15 protein-coding genes are annotated in these 18,586 nt (G+C 68.9%); 14 read left to right on the forward strand and 1 reads right to left on the reverse strand.

Annotated elements, in window-relative coordinates; translation table 11 throughout:
- The first annotated feature begins 246 nt into the window (after positions 1-246).
- The 13 genes from Pla163_RS02150 to Pla163_RS02205 all read left to right on the forward strand — a co-directional run bounded on the left by Pla163_RS02150 (position 247) and on the right by Pla163_RS02205 (position 16,539).
- Positions 247-759, forward strand: a complete 513-nt coding sequence (locus tag Pla163_RS02150) for a hypothetical protein (protein ID WP_145182864.1) — start codon at positions 247-249, stop codon at positions 757-759.
- Positions 760-813: 54 nt separating this feature from the next.
- The gene (locus Pla163_RS18605; RefSeq protein WP_419186220.1) at positions 814-2,268 is read left to right on the forward strand and encodes a TolC family protein; all 1,455 of its coding nucleotides are present in this window, start codon (positions 814-816) and stop codon (positions 2,266-2,268) included.
- Positions 2,265-3,842 (forward strand): efflux RND transporter periplasmic adaptor subunit, encoded by a 1,578-nt coding sequence (locus Pla163_RS02155; RefSeq protein ID WP_419186221.1) that lies wholly within the window; start codon positions 2,265-2,267, stop codon positions 3,840-3,842. The genes Pla163_RS18605 and Pla163_RS02155 overlap by 4 nt, the downstream gene beginning before the upstream one ends.
- Positions 3,839-4,534 carry an ABC transporter ATP-binding protein gene (locus Pla163_RS02160; protein ID WP_145182870.1) on the forward strand — a complete coding sequence of 232 codons (696 nt, stop codon included), beginning with the start codon at positions 3,839-3,841 and terminating at the stop codon, positions 4,532-4,534. The genes Pla163_RS02155 and Pla163_RS02160 overlap by 4 nt, the downstream gene beginning before the upstream one ends.
- Positions 4,531-5,667, forward strand: coding sequence for an ABC transporter permease (locus Pla163_RS02165; RefSeq protein WP_145182873.1), 1,137 nt, complete (start codon positions 4,531-4,533; stop codon positions 5,665-5,667). The genes Pla163_RS02160 and Pla163_RS02165 overlap by 4 nt, the downstream gene beginning before the upstream one ends.
- 3 nt (positions 5,668-5,670) lie before the next feature.
- Positions 5,671-6,810, forward strand: coding sequence for an ABC transporter permease (locus Pla163_RS02170; protein ID WP_145182876.1), 1,140 nt, complete (start codon positions 5,671-5,673; stop codon positions 6,808-6,810).
- A 78-nt stretch (positions 6,811-6,888) separates the two neighbouring features.
- Complete coding sequence (locus Pla163_RS02175; protein WP_145182879.1) at positions 6,889-7,464, forward strand: hypothetical protein; 576 nt, start codon at positions 6,889-6,891, stop codon at positions 7,462-7,464.
- Positions 7,465-7,863: 399 nt separating this feature from the next.
- Positions 7,864-8,751 (forward strand): cation diffusion facilitator family transporter, encoded by an 888-nt coding sequence (locus Pla163_RS02180; RefSeq protein ID WP_145182882.1) that lies wholly within the window; start codon positions 7,864-7,866, stop codon positions 8,749-8,751.
- A 467-nt stretch (positions 8,752-9,218) separates the two neighbouring features.
- The gene (locus Pla163_RS02185; protein WP_145182885.1) at positions 9,219-9,674 is read left to right on the forward strand and encodes a hypothetical protein; all 456 of its coding nucleotides are present in this window, start codon (positions 9,219-9,221) and stop codon (positions 9,672-9,674) included.
- Between the two features lie 54 nt (positions 9,675-9,728).
- On the forward strand, positions 9,729-11,330 hold the full coding sequence (locus Pla163_RS02190) for a TolC family protein (protein WP_145182888.1): 1,602 nt from the start codon (positions 9,729-9,731) through the stop codon (positions 11,328-11,330).
- Between the two features lie 290 nt (positions 11,331-11,620).
- Positions 11,621-12,790, forward strand: coding sequence for an efflux RND transporter periplasmic adaptor subunit (locus Pla163_RS02195; protein ID WP_419186222.1), 1,170 nt, complete (start codon positions 11,621-11,623; stop codon positions 12,788-12,790).
- A complete protein-coding gene (locus Pla163_RS02200; protein WP_145182893.1) occupies positions 12,790-15,948 on the forward strand; it encodes an efflux RND transporter permease subunit in 3,159 nt (1,052 codons plus the stop codon). Before Pla163_RS02195 ends, Pla163_RS02200 begins: the two co-directional genes overlap by 1 nt.
- A 96-nt stretch (positions 15,949-16,044) precedes the next feature.
- Entirely contained in the window at positions 16,045-16,539 is a 495-nt protein-coding gene (locus Pla163_RS02205) for a hypothetical protein (protein WP_145182896.1), read from the forward strand.
- A gap of 28 nt (positions 16,540-16,567) precedes the next feature.
- Here the strand turns inward: Pla163_RS02205 and Pla163_RS02210 are convergent, their stop codons facing one another.
- Complete coding sequence (locus tag Pla163_RS02210) at positions 16,568-17,881, reverse strand: carbohydrate porin (protein WP_145182899.1); 1,314 nt, start codon at positions 17,879-17,881, stop codon at positions 16,568-16,570.
- Positions 17,882-18,106: 225 nt separating this feature from the next.
- On the opposite strand from Pla163_RS02210, the gene Pla163_RS02215 reads away from it, so the two are divergent.
- Positions 18,107-18,526 (forward strand): DUF2238 domain-containing protein, encoded by a 420-nt coding sequence (locus Pla163_RS02215; protein WP_145182902.1) that lies wholly within the window; start codon positions 18,107-18,109, stop codon positions 18,524-18,526.
- Positions 18,527-18,586: the final 60 nt, after the last annotated feature.

An 18,586-nucleotide genomic window follows, 5' to 3' on the forward strand; every position in this document is an offset into this window, starting at 1 on the left:
TTTCCCTAGACTCCGCCCCGTGACTCCCCTCCGCACCCTCGGCTTCTGGCTCCTCGCGCTGCACGTGTGGGTTCTGAGCTAGCTCCTGGAGAGCCCCTTACGCGCCGATCGCTCGCTCCACCTCCTCTGAAGGAGGTTTCGCTTGACCCAAGTGTCCATGGCTTCCGATCCTCGCGCGGGGCCTCGTGCTTCGTCGAGTTGCACGGTCACGCCGTGCGGCCGAACTCGAAGGGCCCGCGCTCGAGCATGACCGACCGCTTCCGCATCCTCGCCCTCCTGATGACGCTCCTGCCGGCGCTGCTCGCGCCCGTGGGGCTGCAGGTGTCGGTGTGCTTCTGCTGGCAGGGCGACGCCGAGCGCGCGGCCTCGATGGCGGTGCTCGAGCAAGAAGCGCTGGCGGCGGCCCGACCGAGCGAGAGCGTAGTCGCGTTGCGATCGGATCAGGTCCGCTCCATGTGCGCCTGCTGTCGATCCGAGCAACGCCACCCGGCGCGCGGGCACCAGAGCCACGACGGTCGGGAGGACGCGTCCCGCGTGGATCCGGCGCCGTGCCCGGGTTGCCACGTCTACGAGAGCCACACGATTTCGATCGACCGGTCGAAGTCCGAGACGGTGGACCTCGATCCGCAACTGCTCGCGCTCGTGGTCCTCAAGGACGACGTGGTTCCGGCGCCGTTCGTTGCGCGGACCCGTTGCCGCACGCCCGAGCTCCGGCGGCCGATCGGCCGCACCCCGGGTGCGATGCCGTTGAGGATCTAGAGAGCCCCGAACCCCTGCGTTCGGACTCTCTCGAAACTCGACCACGGCATCACCATGCAACCCATCGCCGACGCGCCTCCGCGCGTCCGGTCCGCACCGCGTATCGCAATCGCGCTCGGTGCCTGTGCAGCGACCCTGCTCGGCACCGCCAGCTGCGCTGCACCCACGACCGAATCTCTCGACCACTCAGGCGCTCTCGAGCGTCTCGAGGCGCGCTCTGACCCCTTCGAACTGGAGCGTGCCCTGGAGCGAGCGGCACTTCACCGCTCGCCCGTCACCCTTCCCAACGACCCACTCTCGGTCGAGCCCGACGACCCCGCCTACTGGCTGGTTCGGGCGCTCGCCTGGTCGCCTGAAGTGCGGGCGTCGGCGCGCACCGTCTCGGCGGCCATCGCGGACTCGAAGAGCGCTGGGGCCCCGCAACCCATCGGGTTCGGCCTCACGGATCACGAGTTCGGCGGTGACGACGAGCGCGTCGAACTCGTGGCCACCTTCGACCTCCTCGGACTGCTCGGCATCGGACCTGCCCGTTCGGAGCGCGAACGAGCGGCGGCGGCCGTCGTCGTTGCAGCAGCCGAACTGGAGTCCGAGATCTGGCGGAGCTGGCTCACCGTGGACGCCGCTCGCCTGAGATTCCAGGCTGCCGCCGCGCGCGAACGCCTGCTCGCCGAGGTCCTCGAGCAGGCGAGCGCCGACTTCGACCGGATCGTGATCCTGCACGAACGCGGTTGGATCGGCGACGCTCCCGCGGCCGCGGCCCGCGCCGCAGTCGGAAGCGTCGAGCGAGCACGATCGTCCGTGGCTGCCGACGTGGCGGCGCGGCGGGCCACGCTCGCGCACGCGGCCGGTGTTCCGCCCGAGGACGGGGCGTTCGAGGCGCTCCTCGCGCCGGACCGGCCCGCCAGCGAGCCGGCGCTCCGACCGAACGCAGAGCTCGGCGACGGGGCGCTCTTCGAGCACCCGCGCCTGCGAGAGCTGCGCACACGCTTCGCGCTGCGCGAGGCCGAGGTCCGCAGCGTTGCCACCAGTGCCTGGCCGAACGTCGGGATCGGGCCGCATCTGGGCTACGAGGACGATCTGGCGATCGGCGGCGTCCTGCAACTCACACTCCCGTTCCCGTCGAGCTGGCGCGGGCGACTCGCTGGCGCGGTGGAGCGGCGCGACGCGGTGATCGAGGCGTACGAGGACGAATTGCACCTTCTCCTGGTGGAGGAGCGATCGGCCCGTGAGCGACGCGACGAGATCCACCGCCGCACGACAGGTGCCACGCGGCTCGTGGTCGAAGGCTCGACCGCAGGGTGGAGCGCTGCACGCGCGTCGTTCCGCGTCGGGCGCATGCCGGTGCTCGAGTGGATCGACGCCCTGTATCGACGCCTCGGCGCGACAACCGCCGAGATCGACGACGCCGAAGCGCTCGCACTGGCCCAGGTCGCGCTCGCCGGCGCACGCGGCCCGGCTGGTACTCGACTGCCCTGGCAGGACGAGCGCGCGACGGAGGTGACGCCGTGAGCGGGAGCAAGAACGTCGATCTGTCGGCGCTGGCACGCGCCACCGAGGAGGTCGAACGACCGCGCCGCAGCTGGACGCGCATCGCCCTGCCGCTCGCGATCGTTGCCGTCTTCCTGTTCCTGCTCCGCGACGCCATCGTCGAGATCGTCGTGCCGCGCATCGAGGTCGAGATCGTGCGCCCGACCAGGATCGAGGGCGAGGGCGTCGGCGGCGCCGATGCGATCGCAGCGGACACGGTCGCCGTCCAGGCGGCCGGTTGGGTCGAGCCCGACCCCTTCCCCGTGCTCGTGCCCGCTCTCGCGGGCGGAACCGTCGCGGAGCTGCTCGTGCAGGAGTCCGACCCTGTGACAGCGGGGGATACCGTCGCACGCCTCGTCGACGACGATGCTCGCATCGTACGAGACAGGGCCGCGGCCGCACTCGCGACGGCCGAGGCGGCCGGCGCCGCCAACCGCGCGCGGGCGACGATCGCGAACGAGCGCTTCGACGCAGCGCTCGAGGTGACCGAGGCCGAGGCGGCAGCTCGAGCACGGCAGGCCGGTCTGGAGGCGGAGGTCGAGCTGCGAGGAGCGGCGGTGGCCGAGGGCGAAGCACGCGTTGAGCTCGCGGAGAGTGAAGTCATCGTCCAGCGTGAACTCGACGAGGCCGGTGCATCTGGCCCCCGTCAGGTAGAGATCGCCGAGGCCGAGCTCGTCGTGGCGCGCGCGGTGTTGCAACGCCTGCGGGCGGATGCGACGGCTACGGGCGCGAAGGAGCGCGAGGCTGCGGCTCAGCTGGAACGTGCCACTCGAGAGCTGGATCTGCGATTCGCGGATCGCCTCGAGCGCGACGTCGCGATCGCCGAGCTCGAGCGCACGCTGGCGCTCGTCGAGGAGGCGCGCGCCGAATTGGCGGCTGCGGAGCTGGCGCTTGCGCGGACGACCGTCGTCGCGTCCACGTCAGGTGTGGTTCTCGAACGCCTCGTCGGTGCCGGGTCCCAGCTCGCACCGGGCGAGGCGATCTGTTCGGTCTGGCGGCCCGACTCGTTGCGCGTCCGCGTGGACGTTCCGCTGGGGGACATGGAGAAGCTCTTCGTCGGTCAGCGCGCCGCGGTCACGTCGGACTCGCGCCCCGGCCGTCCGTACGCGGGTGAGGTCGTGCGCATCGTGCAGCTTGCCGACATCCAGAAGGTGACGCTCGAGGCGCAGGTCCAGGTGCTCGACGCCGACGAGCTGCTGCGGCCGGACATGCTGTCGCAGGTCAAGTTCTACGGAGCGCGCGCAACAGCATCGGATAGCGAGCAGGGCTCCCGTCGCTCAAGCGGCGGCGTGCGCATCGCGTTGCCCGCTCGTGTCGTCGAGGACGGCGCGGTCTGGGTCTTCGATCCGGTCGAGCGCGTCGCACGGCGCGTCGAGGTCGAAACGGGGCCCGCCTACGGCGAGCCGCGCATGGTGGAGATCCTCGCCGGGCTCGACCTGACCGACAAGGTCATCGACACAGGCCGGGCGCAGGTCGCCGCTGCGGGTGGACCGCAGGAGCCGGTTCCCGTGATCGTTCGTGAAGAGGAACTTTCGAATTCTGGAGGAAGGCAATGAGCTTCATCGAACTGCGCGGCGTCACACGTCGTTTCACCAAGGGTGAGCACACCGTCACGCCCCTCGCCGACGTGGACCTCGACATCGAACGGAACGAGTTCTTTGTCCTGCTCGGCCCGTCGGGTAGCGGCAAGACGACGCTGCTCAACCTGCTGGCCGGGATCGACCGTCCCCAGGCCGGAACGGTCTCGGTGGATGGCTTCGACGTGGCGAAGGGGTCGTCCGGACGTTTGGCGCGTTGGCGTGCGCGGACGGTGGGCTACGTCTTCCAGCGCGCGAGTTTGGTTCCCGTGCTGACCGCCTACGAGAACGTCGAGGTGCCGCTGTGGCTCCAGCGACTGAGCCGCGATGAACGGCATACGCGCGTCTCGATCGCGCTCGAGGCCGTGGGCCTCGCCGATCGCGCGTCCCACCTTCCGAAGCAGCTCTCCGGCGGCCAGGAACAGCGCGTCGCCATCGCCCGGGCCATCGTCGCGGACCCCGATCTGGTCGTCGCCGACGAGCCCACGGGGAGCCTCGACGCGGAGTCGGCGGAAGGGATCCTCTCCCTCCTTCGGCGGCTGCGCGAGGAGCGCGGCAAGACCATCGTCATGGTGACGCACGACCCGCACGCGGCTTCGTACGGAACGCGGATCATGCGGCTCGACAAGGGCCAACTGCACGAGACGCAGGGCCAGGAGGTGGCCTCATGAAACTCGCCAAGCTCGTCCTTCAGAACCTCGCCCGCCGCAAGGGCCGAACGCTCCTCACTGTGGTAGGCGTCGCGAGTGCGCTGGCGCTGCTGGTCCTCGTGGAGAGCCTCGGCGCGGGCATGTCGCGGGCCATGGACTCGACCGACGCGTCGCGCACGCTCGTGGTGTTCCGCAAGAACCGCTACTGCCCACAGACGTCGTTCCTGCCCGAGTCGTACACGCGGCGCATCCAGGACCTGGACGGGGTGGAGATGGTCCTGCCGGTGAAGATCTACCTGAACAACTGTCGGGCGAGTCTCGACCTCGTCACCTTCCAGGGAGCCCCGGTCGAGACGCTGTTGGAGCAACGGGACGTGCGCGTCGTTTCCGGCAGCCTCGAGGAGTTCCGGGCCCAGAAGGACTCCGCACTCGTCGGCCGCGCGTTCGCCGCGCGCAAGGACCTCTCCGTCGGTGATCGATTCCGCTTCGGCGACATCGACGTCAAGGTTTCCGGCATCTTCGAGTCGGTGAACGCGACCGACGAGGCGCTGATCCTCACGCACCTCGAGTACCTCCAACGCGCGGGTCCGGTCGACCGCCTCGGCACGGTGACGCAGTTCGAGGTTCTGGCGGACGAGGACGCCGATGTCTCGAAACTCGCCGACACGATCGACGGGCTCTTCGCCACGGCCGAGTCCCCGACCGCAACGCGACCGCGGGTCGCGTACCTCGAGAGCGCGACCCAGGACTTGCGCGAGATCCTGCGCTTCGGACGCCTCCTCGCGTTGGCGTGCGTGGTGGTCGTACTGTCACTCGTCGCGAACACGGTCCTCATGGGGGTCCAGGAACGCTCGAAGGAGATGGGGGTCCTGCGCGCGATCGGCTTTCGCGAGTCGCACATCGTGCGGCTCGTGCTGGGCGAAGCCGTCTCGCTCGCGCTCGTGGGAGCGGCGCTGGGCGTGGGTGGTGCCCTGCTCGTCCTGCGCACGACGAGTCTCGCGATCGGCAGCGAGGGGGTGACCGTCGCATTCGTCGTGACGCCGGAGCTGCTCCTGCGTGGTTTCGCCATCGCCCTCGCCGCGGGCCTGGCGGCCGGCATCGTCCCGGCGATCCGCAGCGCGCGCGCCGAGATCGTCCCAGCCCTGTCGAATTGAGCCATGACACTTCCTTTCGACTACGCCATCCGCAATCTCGGACGGCGGCGCACGCGCACGCTGTTGACGGCGCTCTCCAGCGCCCTGGTCGCGGCATTGCTCGTGGCCACCACCGCCTTCGTCCGCGGTCTCGAGGGCACGTTCTCGGGAGCCGCGAGCCCCGACACCGTGCTCCTGCTCTCGGTCTCCTCCGAACGCGACGTCGTCCGTTCGACGACCCAGGCGGGGCTGGCTTCGCTCGTGCGGGCGAGCGTGCCCGGAGTCCTCGCGGCTTCGGACGAGATCCACATGGGGACTTCGATCGGTCTCGACGGCGGCGCGCGCGTCGCGGCCGGCTTCGTGCGCGGTGTCACGCCGAGTGCCTACGAGGTGCATGACGCGTTGACACTCGTGGAGGGCCGTCTACCCGGCCCGGGCGAGGTGATCGCCGGGCGCCTCGTCGCCCGTCAGCTGGGTGCGTCCGAGGCGGAGCTCGCCGTCGGGGCGTCGATCGTCCTGGAAGGAGCCGTCCACGAGGTGGTGGGTCGGTTCGTCGCGCCGGGGACCACGCTCGAGGCCGAGATCTGGACGCCTCTCGAGCCCCTGCGCGGCCTCGCGCAGCGAGACGACTCGTCCGTGGTGTTCGCGAAGCTCGCCGACGACGTCGCCCTCCGACGGCTCGAGTTGTTCTGCGACAGGCGCCTCGATCTCGAACTCGACCTGGTCACGAGCGATGAGTACTACGGCGAGCTCGTCGCCTACTTCGTGCCCATCCGTCGCATGGCCCACGCGCTGGCCGCGATGATCGCGATCGCGGCCCTGCTCGGCGGCGCCAACACCGCGGCGGCATCGGTCAACGACCGCATCCGCGAGTTGGCGATGCTGCGCGCCGTGGGGTACGGGCGCTTCCAGGTCGTGCGCTCCATGCTGACCGAGTTCCTGCTGCTCGGAGCCACGGGCGGCGTTATCGGCCTCGTGCTCGCCGAGCTCTTCCTCACCGGTGGGGCGGTCCGCCTCGCCATGAGCGCCTTCGAGCTCGAGGTCGATGCGCACGCTGTGGTCGTCGGCTTCGTCGGCGCCATCGGACTGTCGGTGGCGGGCGTGGTTCCCGCCGCCATTCGCCTCGCTCGATTACCCATCGCGGCCGCACTTGCGGAGGACTGACGTCCACAGCGTTCCTCCGTTCGAACCAACACTCGCCTGCGACGCCTCGTCGCCTGACCTTCTTCCTCCCACACCAACATGGAAACCATCTCGAATCGAACCGCCCGTCTCGCCACCGCCCTCGTCGTCGCCGCCGCCCTCGTCGCCTGCGCACCCTCGACGCCCGATGCGTCCGATGGGGGAGCGGAGGCCACGGGCGGGGACGCAGCGTCCGCCGAATCCGCATCGCCGGGGGACGCCGAGACCTCGGGCATGCCGGCGTCGCTCTGGTCGAACGAGCCCCTCGCCGGTGCCGTCGACGTCGTGGACCTGCGCGAATCGGCCCAGGACGGCGACCAGGTGGTGCTGAGGGGCACGCTCCAGGACTTCGGCCGCTCGGCCACCTTCCGCCTCGTCGAGGACTCGTTGTTGGACTGCTCGGAGAAGCACGACGACATGTGCCCGACGCCGTGGGACTACTGCTGCGAAGACCTCACGAGACTCCGCTCGCTCACGGTCAACGTCGAGTTCCTCGACGGTGAGTTCCCCGCGGCCTGGACGTTGGATGGCGAGCACGGGCTCGACCATCTGAGCGAGGTGACGGTTGCCGGCGTCGTGCGCTTCGACGAGCAGGGCAACATCAGACTCGAGGCCGAGCGCATGGCGCTGCAATAGAAGTGATCGCGTCGCGGGCAGCTGCGCGTTGGTGTGCGCTTTCGGTAGTCATCGTGATGAGCCGTCGAACGCTCCATCGAGCGCTTCGGTTGGACTGGGTAGAGTGTCCAGCCGACTCGAATGCGATTACTGCCGGATCGCGCGACGGCCTGCGTGGAACGTCGCGTGCCAGGCTCGATCCTTGGGGGTCAGGTCGACGTGAGTTGACGTACCGACGAATCGAGGCGAAGGTGCTCGCGGCAGTCAGCGCGGAGGTCGACTCCCACCCCGATGCCGCCGGCGTCGGAGCGCCTCCTTGGGTCGGGACTTGCGCGGGCCAACGAACATGTCGCAATGCGGTCGTCGAAGGTCGATGCGACTCGACGCATCGGGCCAGGTCGACAGTGGGTTCGAATCGGCATGCATGACCACCACGAAGGCGACTCGAGCGACAGCCGCCTCGTGGTCGCCGTACTTGTAAACGTCTTGCTAACGATCGTTCAGGTCGTGGGCGGCGTCGTTTCGGGAAGCCTCTCACTGGTTGCCGACGCTCTCCACAACCTGAGCGATGCGGGGGCACTCATCGTTGCCTTGGTTGCGAGGCGGATCGCCCGGCGTCCCCCCGACAGGCTGCGTACGTTCGGCTACCGACGTGCAGAGGTCATCGGTGCTCTCATCAACCTGACCACGCTCGTGATCGTGGGCATCTACCTGATCTACGAAGCTGTCGCGCGATACTTCGACCCACAGCCCATCGATGGGTGGATCGTCGTGTGGGTCGCTGGGGGCGCACTGGTCGTCGATACGGTGACAGCTGTACTGACGTTCACGCTCTCCAGGAACAACCTGAACATCCGAGCAGCGTTCGTTCACAACGTGTCGGATGCGCTCGCATCGGTGGCTGTCATCGTTGCTGGATCGTTGACCATTCTGTTCGGCTGGAGCTGGGCGGATGTCGTCGCGACGCTCCTCATCTCGGCCTATGTACTCGTCCAAGGGGTTTCGATGATGCGGGGGGTCGTTCGCATCCTGATGGAGGGCGTTCCGCCTGACCTGAGCATCGAAGAGGTCGCGTCAGCACTCGCCTCACTCGAGGGAGTCGCCGGGGTCCACCACGTGCACGTTTGGCAATTCGACGAGGAGCACCGAGCGATGGAAGCGCACCTCGTCGTTCCAGGCGGCGCATCCGACTTCGTCCCGATCAAGCAAGCTGCACGGACGCTGCTCGAAGAGCGATTTCGGATCAGTCACACCACCCTCGAGCTGGAGCTTCCGAGTGAAGAAGGGGCCTGTGTCAGGGGTTGCTGAGTCGTGAGGTGGGCATCCCGTCAGGGGACCTTCACTGAACGTGGAAGGGTCTCCCGCGATGCCCGTCATCACCGGACGGGGGATGGCGTCTTGCCGATGGCGCGCCCGGGTTCACGAAGTGGTTCTGTGCACGCTCGTAGCTACGGATGGGGGAGCCGGGGCAGTGGTCCGAGCGTTGCTGGAGGCGGGAGCTGGCACTCGGCCTGTTCCCCCCCGGCAAGCTCGCGCAAGGAGGCTCCTGCTTGTTGCGACTCGTGCTGACCAGTCTCGTCTACTTCGTTCCTGGCCATGCTTGGCCGCATCGGGCCACAGCCGCGGGGCTCTACCGTGCTGCCCCTAGAGGGTCTCGTCCGAGCGGACCCCTCCGCTTCGCTGCGGATCCTATCCAGATGATCCCTCGTACGATCCCGCTCGCGGCGCGACTCAAGTCGGTTGTTGACAAGGGTCGATGGATCTCGAACTCTTCCATGGTGCTCCGCTTCCGATCCCTCTGCCTCCTTGTGCTGGCGCTCTACGTCTTCGTTGCGCCGCAGGGGCTCAGCCTGTCGTTCTGCACGGCCGGTGTGCAGGGGTGGTGGAGCGACGTCGAAGCCTCGGCCGATGTGGCGCACGGCTGCTCGTCGTCGGGGTGGTGCAGTGACCGATGCGTGCACGATCACGATAGAGATCACGACGACGAGCTTCCCGAGGGTCCGCTCGTGGACCTGCCCGCATGCCCCGGGTGTCAGTCCTTGCTCTTCGACGACGGTCTCGCCGACTCGGCTGGAGCTCGCGCACCGCTCGTGGACGCACCTGTCCTCGATCCGTTCGTGCTGCTCGAACCCGCGCCTCCGGACGAGCCGCGACTGCGCGCGCTCGCCGCACCGCCGGGAGCGGTGCGATCCACCGGAAGACTGCCCGGAACGCTGCCTCTGAGGGTCTAGGCGTCGGAGCTCGAACCGAGTTCCGACCCCAGTGACCATTCAGAGAGCCGTTCCATGCCCAGTTCCACCGGCGCGCCGTCGCGCGCCACCCGCAGCGAGACCCCCGGACCCGTTCGGCGTCCTCGCCCGCACGATCCGACCGTCGACGCCGCCGCGCCCGCAGCGTGTCGCTGCCGCGCCGCGCGTCCGCTCCCGTTCCGATGCCTCGGTGCCCTCGCCCTGGGCGTGCTGGCCGCCGCGTGCCAGAGCTACGAGCGTCGCCCGCTCGATCTCGAGGACCACCTGGCCCTCATGTCGTCCGCGCGCCCCGATCCGGCCGCGCTGACGACCTTCGTCGAGCGGCTCGCCGAGGACGGCCACGACGTGCCCGAGCGCTTCGACCTCGCCGACGGTCTGACCGCCGCCGAGGCCGAGGTTCTCGCGCTGTTCTACAACCCCGACTTGCGGCTCGCGCGGCTCGAGGTGGACGTGGCGCTGGCCGGGCGCGAGCACGCCGGCGTGTGGGAGGACCCGATCTTCGGCTTCGACGCGGCCCAGGTGCTCTCGCCGGGCAGCCTGCTCGAGTACGGCCTGACGCTCGGTGTCACTCTGCCCCTGTCGGGTCGGCTCGGCGTGCTCGAGGACCTGGCCGACGCGCGGGTCGAGGCGCAGCTGCGTGCAGTCGTGGACGCCGAATGGCGGCTACGCCTCGAACTGCGCCGGGCCTGGACCGCCTGGAGCGTCGCTCGCGAACGCGCCCAACTAGTCGAGCAGATCGTCGAACAGCTGCGCGGCGTCGCGACCGTCACCGAACGGCTGGTGGCGGCGGGGGAGCTGTCGCGGATCCAGGGGCGCCTCGTCCCGCTGGCGCTGCTCGAACGCGAACTCCAGTCGATCAACCTCGTCGCGGCCGCGGACCGGCGCCGCATCGACGTACTGGCGCTGCTCGGACTGGCGCCGGGCGTCGCGCTCGAGCTGCTGCCCGAGTTGCGGCAGCAGCCCGCGACATTCGACGCCGGCGCCGGCGAGACCGGGGTCCTGCTCGCCCGCAATACGCGCGTCGCCCTCGCGCGGGCGCGGTACCGCACCGCTGAGGAGGCGCTGCGCCTCGAGATCCGCGCGCAGTACCCGGACCTTGGCCTGGCCGCCGGCTACGGCGACGAGGACGACCGCCGCTTCCTCCTGGGGCTGACGCTGCCGATCCCGCTGTGGAATCGCAACCGTGCCGCGATCGCCACGGCCCGGGCCGAGCGCGAACTCGCACGCGCGGTGGCCGAGACCGAGGCCGAGCGCGCACTCGTCGAACTGGCACTGGCTCGCACGCGCCTGACCGCGGCGCGGTCCGCGCGCGAGCGGCTCGTCGCCGAAGCACTGCCGGCCCTCGACGCGCAAATGGAGGAGGCCGCACGGCTCGTCGAGTTCGGCGAGGTGGACGTCTTCGCACTGCTCGAGACGGCCACGCGCCGTTACGAGCTGCACGCGAGCCTGCTCGACCAGGTCTTCGAGGAGGCCGAGGCGGCGGCGACGATCGTCGAGTTGCTCGGTCCGGTGCCCGATGGAGGGCGATCGGGCGATCGACTCGACGATCCAGCCGACGACCGACCCACCGTCGACATCGACGACGAATCCAACCACACGACCGACGATCGCACTGGCGACGCGCCGAACGCACGATGAAGCCCACCAACACGACTCCCACCGCGTCCTTCCTGGTCGTCTCGCTCGCCTTCTTCTGTACAGCGACGACGCTCGTCGGTTGCAGTGGCGATTCGGCACCGACCACCGCCGATGAGATGCACGACGACGAGCCCGAACCGCTCGCGACGAACCGAGTGGCCATCCCATCGGCCGTGCGCACGAATCTCGGCATCACGTTCGTGAAGGTCGAGACACGCCGCGTCGAACAGACCCTGCGCGTCCCCGGCCGGTTCGAGTACCTGCCGACGGCCACGAGTGAGTACCGCACCATGCTCGCGGGACGCGTGGACCTACTGGTCCAGCAGTTCGATCGAGTCGAAGCAGGTACTCCTCTCTTCCGGCTACTCTCGCCCCAATGGCGCACGCTTCAACAGGAGCTGGCGGCCGCGCGAGCGCAGATCGATCGTGCGCGCATCCACGCTGAGAACTACCCGCTCCAGCTCGCAGGTCTCGACGAGCTGGAGGTGAGCCTCGAGCGCAGTGCGGGCGTATGGGATGAGCGCATCGAGCAGTTGGAGTCACTCGCAGAACTGGGAGGTGGAACCAACGAGTCGCTCGCGGCCGCGCGCTCATCGCGGTCGGACGTCGAGGTTCAGCTGGCGACGCTACGCTCCCAGCGTGCACAGCTCGTCGCGAATCACGCCGAGCACGAAGCCGACCGCGAGGCTGCATCGAGACAGTTCGACGCCCTGCTCGCCACGGCGTCCACACTCGTCGGACACGCACCTGAAGAGCTGATGACGCCAGTCGCCTCGTCGGTCGGCGAGCGTCCGCTCTGGGCGACGCTCGATGAGATCGAGGTTCGAGCCGACCATCCAGGCGTCGTAGCCCAGTTTGGCGTGACCGACGGTGCCTGGGCCGACCAGCGCGCGGCAGTGGTGACGCTGACGCGCCCCGAACTCCTGCGCTTCCGGGCTTCGGGGTTGCAGAGCGACATGGGGGCGCTGCGCGACGGGCTCCTGGCGCGCATCGTGCCTCCGACCCCGACGTTGACCGGCCGAGCGGTTCCGCTGAACGACACGATGCACGGGACACTCTCCATCGGGCTGACTGCGGACCCCGACGATCGCACGATCGACCTCTTCGTCGTTCCGGACTCCTTGTCGAGCTGGGGGCGTGCGGGTGTCACCGCGTTGCTGGAGATCGTCACCGACGAAACCGCACGACCCGAGACCGCGATTCCGCTGTCGGCGGTTCAACGCGATGGACTGATACCTGTGATCTTCCGGCGCGACCCCGATGATCCCAATCAGGCAATCCGCCTCGAAGCCGACTTGGGGATCGATGATGGGCGCTGGGTCTCGCTGCTCAGCGGCGTGCGCGAGGGCGACGAGGTCGTGCTCGACGGGGCCTTTCAGCTGATGCTGTCCACGAGTGGCACCATGCAGAAGGGCGGCCACTTCCACTCCGACGGCACGTTCCACGAAGGAGAAGACTGATGCTGCGCGCCCTGATCCGGTTCTCACTCCGGTATTCGTCGCTGGTCGTCATCGCCGCCCTGTTCGTGGTGGCGTTGGCGGTCCAGCGGCTGCCGCACATGACGGTGGACGTGTTCCCGGAGCTGAATGCGCCGACGGTCACGATCATGGCCGAGTCCGGTGGTCTGGCCGCCGACGAGGTCGAGCAGTACGTCACCTTCCCGATCGAATCGGCCGTGAACGGACTGACCGGCGTGCGCCGCGTGCGCAGCGCCAGCGCGATCGGACTCTCCATGGTGTGGGTCGACCTCGAGTGGGGGTCGAACCTGTACGACGCGCGGCAGTTGGTCTCCGAGCGCCTCGTCGCGGCTCGCGAATCCTTGCCGGAGGGCGTTCAGCCATTCATCACGCCCATCTCGTCGATTGCGGGCGAGGTCATGCTGGTGTCGCTGTCGTCGCCCACTGGCGAGGTCAGCCGCATGGACCTGCGCGCGCTGGCCGAGTTCGAGCTGCGCAACACGCTTCTTGCCGTTCCGGGGGTCGCGCAGGTCGTGGCGATCGGTGGCGAGCTGCCCGAGTACCAGGTCAACGTCGAACAGGATCGGCTACGGCTCTACGGGCTGTCGATCCAGGACGTGGTCGCGGCCGCGGGGGGCGCGCACAGCACGGCCAGCGCCGGGTACCTGGTGGACGTGGACCATCTCGAGATCCCGATCCGTCAGCAGAGCCGCGTGCGCGACGCGAGCGACATCGCGAACACGATCGTCGCGTACCACGAGGGCGTGCCCGTGACGATCGGGCAGGTGGCCGACGTGCGGCTCGGGCCCGCGCCGAGTCGCGGAACGGCGTCCGAGGGCGGTGCGGCGGCCGTGATCATGTCGATCCAGAAGGCGCCGGGAACGAACACGCTCGCGCTGACCGAGGCCATCGACGCCGTGTTCGACCAGGTCGAGCCGTCGCTGCCGGCTGGCGTCGTGCTGAACCGCGACGTCATGCGGCAGTCGCACTTCATCGGGCGTTCGGTGGACAACGTCACGCGCGTCCTGCTCGAGGCGGTCCTGATCGTGCTCGTGATCCTGGTCCTGTTCCTGATGAACCTGCGGACCACGATCATCACGTTGACGGCGCTCCCGATCTCGCTCGCGGTCGGGCTGCTCGTGATGGACGGGCTCGATCTGGGCCTGAACGTGATGACGCTCGGCGGGCTCGCGGTCGCGATCGGTGTTCTCGTGGACGACGCGATCATCGACGTCGAGAACGTCTTCCGGCGCCTGAAGGAGAACCAGCGTCGATCCGAGTCCGATCGTCGCGCTGTTGCCGACGTTGTCTTCGACGCGAGCAACGAGATTCGTCCAGCGATGGTGTTCGCCACGGTCATCATCGTCATGGTCTTCGTGCCCATGCTGATGTTGGAGGGCCTCGAGGGGCGGTTCTTCCGGCCGCTTGCGCTGACCTACATGGTTTCGATCCTGGCGTCGCTCGTCGTCGCGCTCACTGTGACTCCCGCCTTGTGCAGTTTGCTCCTTCGGGGGCGACTTGGCGGCGAGAGCGCACAGGAAGGCAGCTTCCTCGTGCGACTCCTTCAGCGGATCTACGAGCCAAGTCTACGGTTCGCACTGCGCTTGCGGGTGCCCGTGCTTGGTGCCGCTGTTCTGGTCACCACCGGCGCGCTCTGGTTGGCATCCACCTTCGGGAGTTCGTTCCTGCCGTCGTTCAACGAGGGGACCTACACCGTCTTCCTGTTGGCACCTCCAGGCACGTCGCTGGTTGAGAGCGATCGGCTCGCGACCGAGGTCGAGAAGAAGCTCGTCCTGATCGACGGCGTGCGTTCGGTCTCACGCCGCACGGGCCGCGCCGAACGGGACGAGCATGCCGAGCCGGTCAGCAACTCCGAGATCGAGGTGACCGTGGAGCTCGGTCGTGACCGCGACGCGGTGCGGCGGGACATCGACGTCGTCCTAGCTGCCGTTCCCGGAATCACGACGATGGTCGGCCAGCCGATCGAGCACCGCCTCAGCCACGTCTTGTCTGGCACGCCGGCCGCGATCGCCATCAACGTGTTCGGCGAGGACCTAGCCGAGCTGCGGCGCGTCGCGAAGGCGATCGAGGTCGAGTTGAAAGGGATGCCTGGAACCCGCGACGTCAATGCCAATCGCGAGGTCATGATCACGTCGCTGCCGATCCAGTACCGCCACGCCGAGCTGGCCGCTGTAGGTCTCACGCCCGCCGACGCGGCCGAACAGGTGGGCGCGGCGCTGTACGGTGAAGTGGTGGACACCGTCAACCAGGGCATCCGCCGCTACGACCTGGTCGTGCGACTAGCACCGGATCAGCGCACGTCGATCGAACAGGTGCGCGACCTGCTGTTGCACGGTCGAGGAGGCGCGACTGTGCGGCTGCGCGACGTGGCCGACCTCGGCCCCGAGCGCTCGAGCAACCTCATCACTCGCGAGAACGCGCGCCGCAAGGCCGTCGTATCGCTCAACGTGGCCGAAGGAGCGAACCTCGGCGACTTGGTAGCGCAAGTGCAACAACGCGTCGATCCGATCGTGCAAGAGGCCGGGTTCACGGTGGTCTACGGTGGCCAATTCGAGGCCCAGAAGTCGGCGACGCGAACGATTGCGCTGTCCGGCCTCGCCGTTGCTCTCGTCATGCTGATGCTGCTGCAGATCTCGACCGGTTCGCTGCGCGCGGCCCTGTTGGTGATGCTGAACATGCCGCTGGCATTGATCGGCGGCATCGCGGCGATCTTCCTGACCGAGGGCGCGGGCGGTGTGAACAACATGCTCGCACTGGCCGGTATGGGCGGTGCGTACGTCGCGCCGGTGCTCTCGATCGCCAGCCTGGTCGGGTTCATTACCCTGTTCGGCATCGCGGTCCGCAACGGCATCCTGCTCGTGAACCACTACCAGCACCTGATGGAAGTGGACGGCGTCCCGCTGGGCACCGCGATCGTGCAGGGCTCCAAGGAACGCCTCGTCCCGATCCTGATGACCGCCATCTCGGCGGCGTTAGGTCTCGTGCCGCTCGCGCTGGCCGCTGGCGAGCCCGGCAGTGAGCTGCTGGCGCCTTTGGCCCTTGTGACCCTGGGCGGCCTCATCACCTCCACCTTCCTCAACCTGGTGATCGTGCCGGCGGGTTACTCGCTCGTGTTCGGCCACCGTCCATCTAAAGACTGACCGCGTGGCGGCGTACAAGCGCGTTGAATCGCGCCAATCCGTCCTGAACGAAACCGAATCGAGCGCGATTGCGCTCACAGCTCCTAGAATCTTCCCATGAAGCGCATTACGACGGCCCTGCTCACCGCCACCATCTCGTGTGGACTGCTGTTCTCCAGTTGCGGAGGTTCCGACGACGGGCACGACCACGATCACGAGGGCGACACTCACTCGGAGGGCGACGATCACGACCACGATCATGCGGATGGCGACGACCATGACCATGACCATGAGGAACATACGGCCGAGCGTTCACTGGGCGTTGTGTCCGTGGGAGCGAGCACGTTCTCGGTCGCTATCGGTGGCGACATCGAGCCGGGTGCGAGCGTTCATGTGGACATCGACCACACCGCCGGCGCCGAACCGGCTGCGATCCGCGTCTGGATCGGCGACGCGTCGGGCTCTGGGTCGTTGAAGGGCAAGGCGGTCGCGAGCGGCGACACCTTCCACGGCGACGCCGAGGTCCCGTCCCCGATGGCACCCGGTTCGGCCCTGTGGATCGAGGTCGAGGCGCGGGACGGCAGCCGCGCGACCGGCTCGATCGCGTTCTGAGCCGAGGCGAGCCGAACGTCGCTCTGCGTCAGAGCGCCAGGGTGACGCGCAGGGTGAAGACCCACGCGTCGTCCACGGCGGCGTTCCCGCCCGGGTCGAGCACGTACTGCACGTCGGTCTTCACGCGCGCGAACGCGGCGGCTTCGAACCCGTAGTAGAGCTCGAAGGCGGTCTCGCTCGATGCGGTGAAGCCGGCGCCCGGCGCGGTCGTCAGGTCGGCGTACGACACGCCCAGCCCGAGTCGGTCCGTGGCGACGCCGAACGGTGCGACCCACTGGATCCCGGCACCGATGTGCGTCTCGACCGCAGAGACGTCGCCGTCGGCCGAGCCGTACTGCAGGAAGCCGTCGATGCCCGCCGCGACGACGTGCGTGATCGGGTCGTGCACCTCGACGGCCGTTCCGAGATCCACCAATCGGTGCTCGGCGATCGCGTACAGGCCCCGCGAGCCCGACTCGGTCCCGCCGTCGAAGCGCGCGACATCGGCCGTGGAGGTCCAGCCGCCGAGGACGAGCCGTCCACCGTCCCAACCCAGATCGGCCTCGCCGATCCAGAACCAGTCGTCGGTGCCATCGAAGGTCGTGCTCGGCCCCGACTCGCCCGTGCGCACGCCGCGCGCGAGGGCTCCGTCGAAGACACCGCCGCGCAGCACGAGCGGTCCTGCATCCTGTTCGACCATCACGCCGAACGCCGCGTCCGGGTAGGTCGGCATCAGGAACACGGTGGGGCTGAGGCCCATCGACGAGTGCACGAAGTCCGCGGCGGCGTCGACCACGGCGAAGTGCGAGTTGCCGTCGATCTTCCCGAGGCGAACGCGCGTGCCCTCGAAAGCCTGCTGGTACCAGAGGCGGCCGAGTTGGAAGCGCTCCTCGGCGTCGATGCTGGACGTGGGCTGCACGACGCCGATCTCGGTCGATCCGTCCTGACCGTGGATCCACTCGAGCGCCGCGTGGAAGGTGCCTCCGTCGATGTCGAGCACAGGATTCGTGTCGTACGTGAACGACAGATCGAGCAGGCCGCGCGCCGCCGTCCCGCGCTCGTCCACGCTCCCGAACGGCACGTAGGAACCGTCGGCGGTGTAGAACAACTCGATCGCGATGCCGCGGTCTTCGAGCTGCGGGCGCAGGCCGCCCCAGTCCAGGAGGAAGCGGCCGACCGGTCCGAATGCGTCACGATCGAGCGCGGCGTCGGGGCGGTCCACCTGGCGCAGGTCGTCGCCGCTCTTGCGGGCTTCGTCCTGGGTGGAGGGCGCGGCATCGATCGTCGTCGCGCCGTCGATGGAGCCGTCGCTCGGCAGGGGATGGAGCGCGAGCAGGGACAGCACGAGGGCGAGGGGCGGCATGGGACTTCACGCTAACGGAGCCGAGCCCTGTTGCGAGCGCTCTACCGCGCCGCGTCCGTGGGGCGCGGCCACGCGCGACGTCGTGCCGCTGCGAGGCGAGGCTCGCGCGCGCTCGTGTCGCGCTAGGCTCGCGCTCGTGCTGGCGTGCGCGACGATCGTCGTCGGCTCCGGGCACCTTGCTCCGCCTCGATTCGTCGGTCACCCGTCCCTCGCACTCGCCCGCCCATGTCCACGTCGATCGTCTGGCTCGTCGCCACCGTCCGCCGCGCCGGCTGGGCGCCCAGCGCGGTGTTCCTGCTGCACGTTCTGTGCTCGAAGGGACTCGAGCTCTACCGGCCGTACCCGCATCTGGACGCGCCCATGCACGTCCTGGGTGGCGTGGCGATCGGTTGGTTCGCGTGGTGCGCGACGGGGGTGGCGCCGGCGCGCGCGGCCCTCGGTGTGCTGACGCGGAGCGGGCGCGTGGTCGTCGGTCTGCTCGGCGTGTTGGCCGCGACGGTCGTGTGGGAGTTCGCCGAGTGGACGACGGACGGACTGGGTCTCACGCGCGCCCAGGGCGGGCAGCTGGACACGATGGTCGACCTGGCCCTGGGGGCGGCGGGTGGCTGCCTGGTGGTCGGGCTCGCAGCCTGGCGCGGGCGGTGAGCGGGGGGGGGCGGGCTCGGATGGCCGTTTCTGGGCCGTGGGGCGGGTTCGATGCGGCAG

The sequence above is a fragment of the Rohdeia mirabilis genome (assembly GCA_007750655.1).
Classification (GTDB): Bacteria; Planctomycetota; UBA1135; order UBA1135.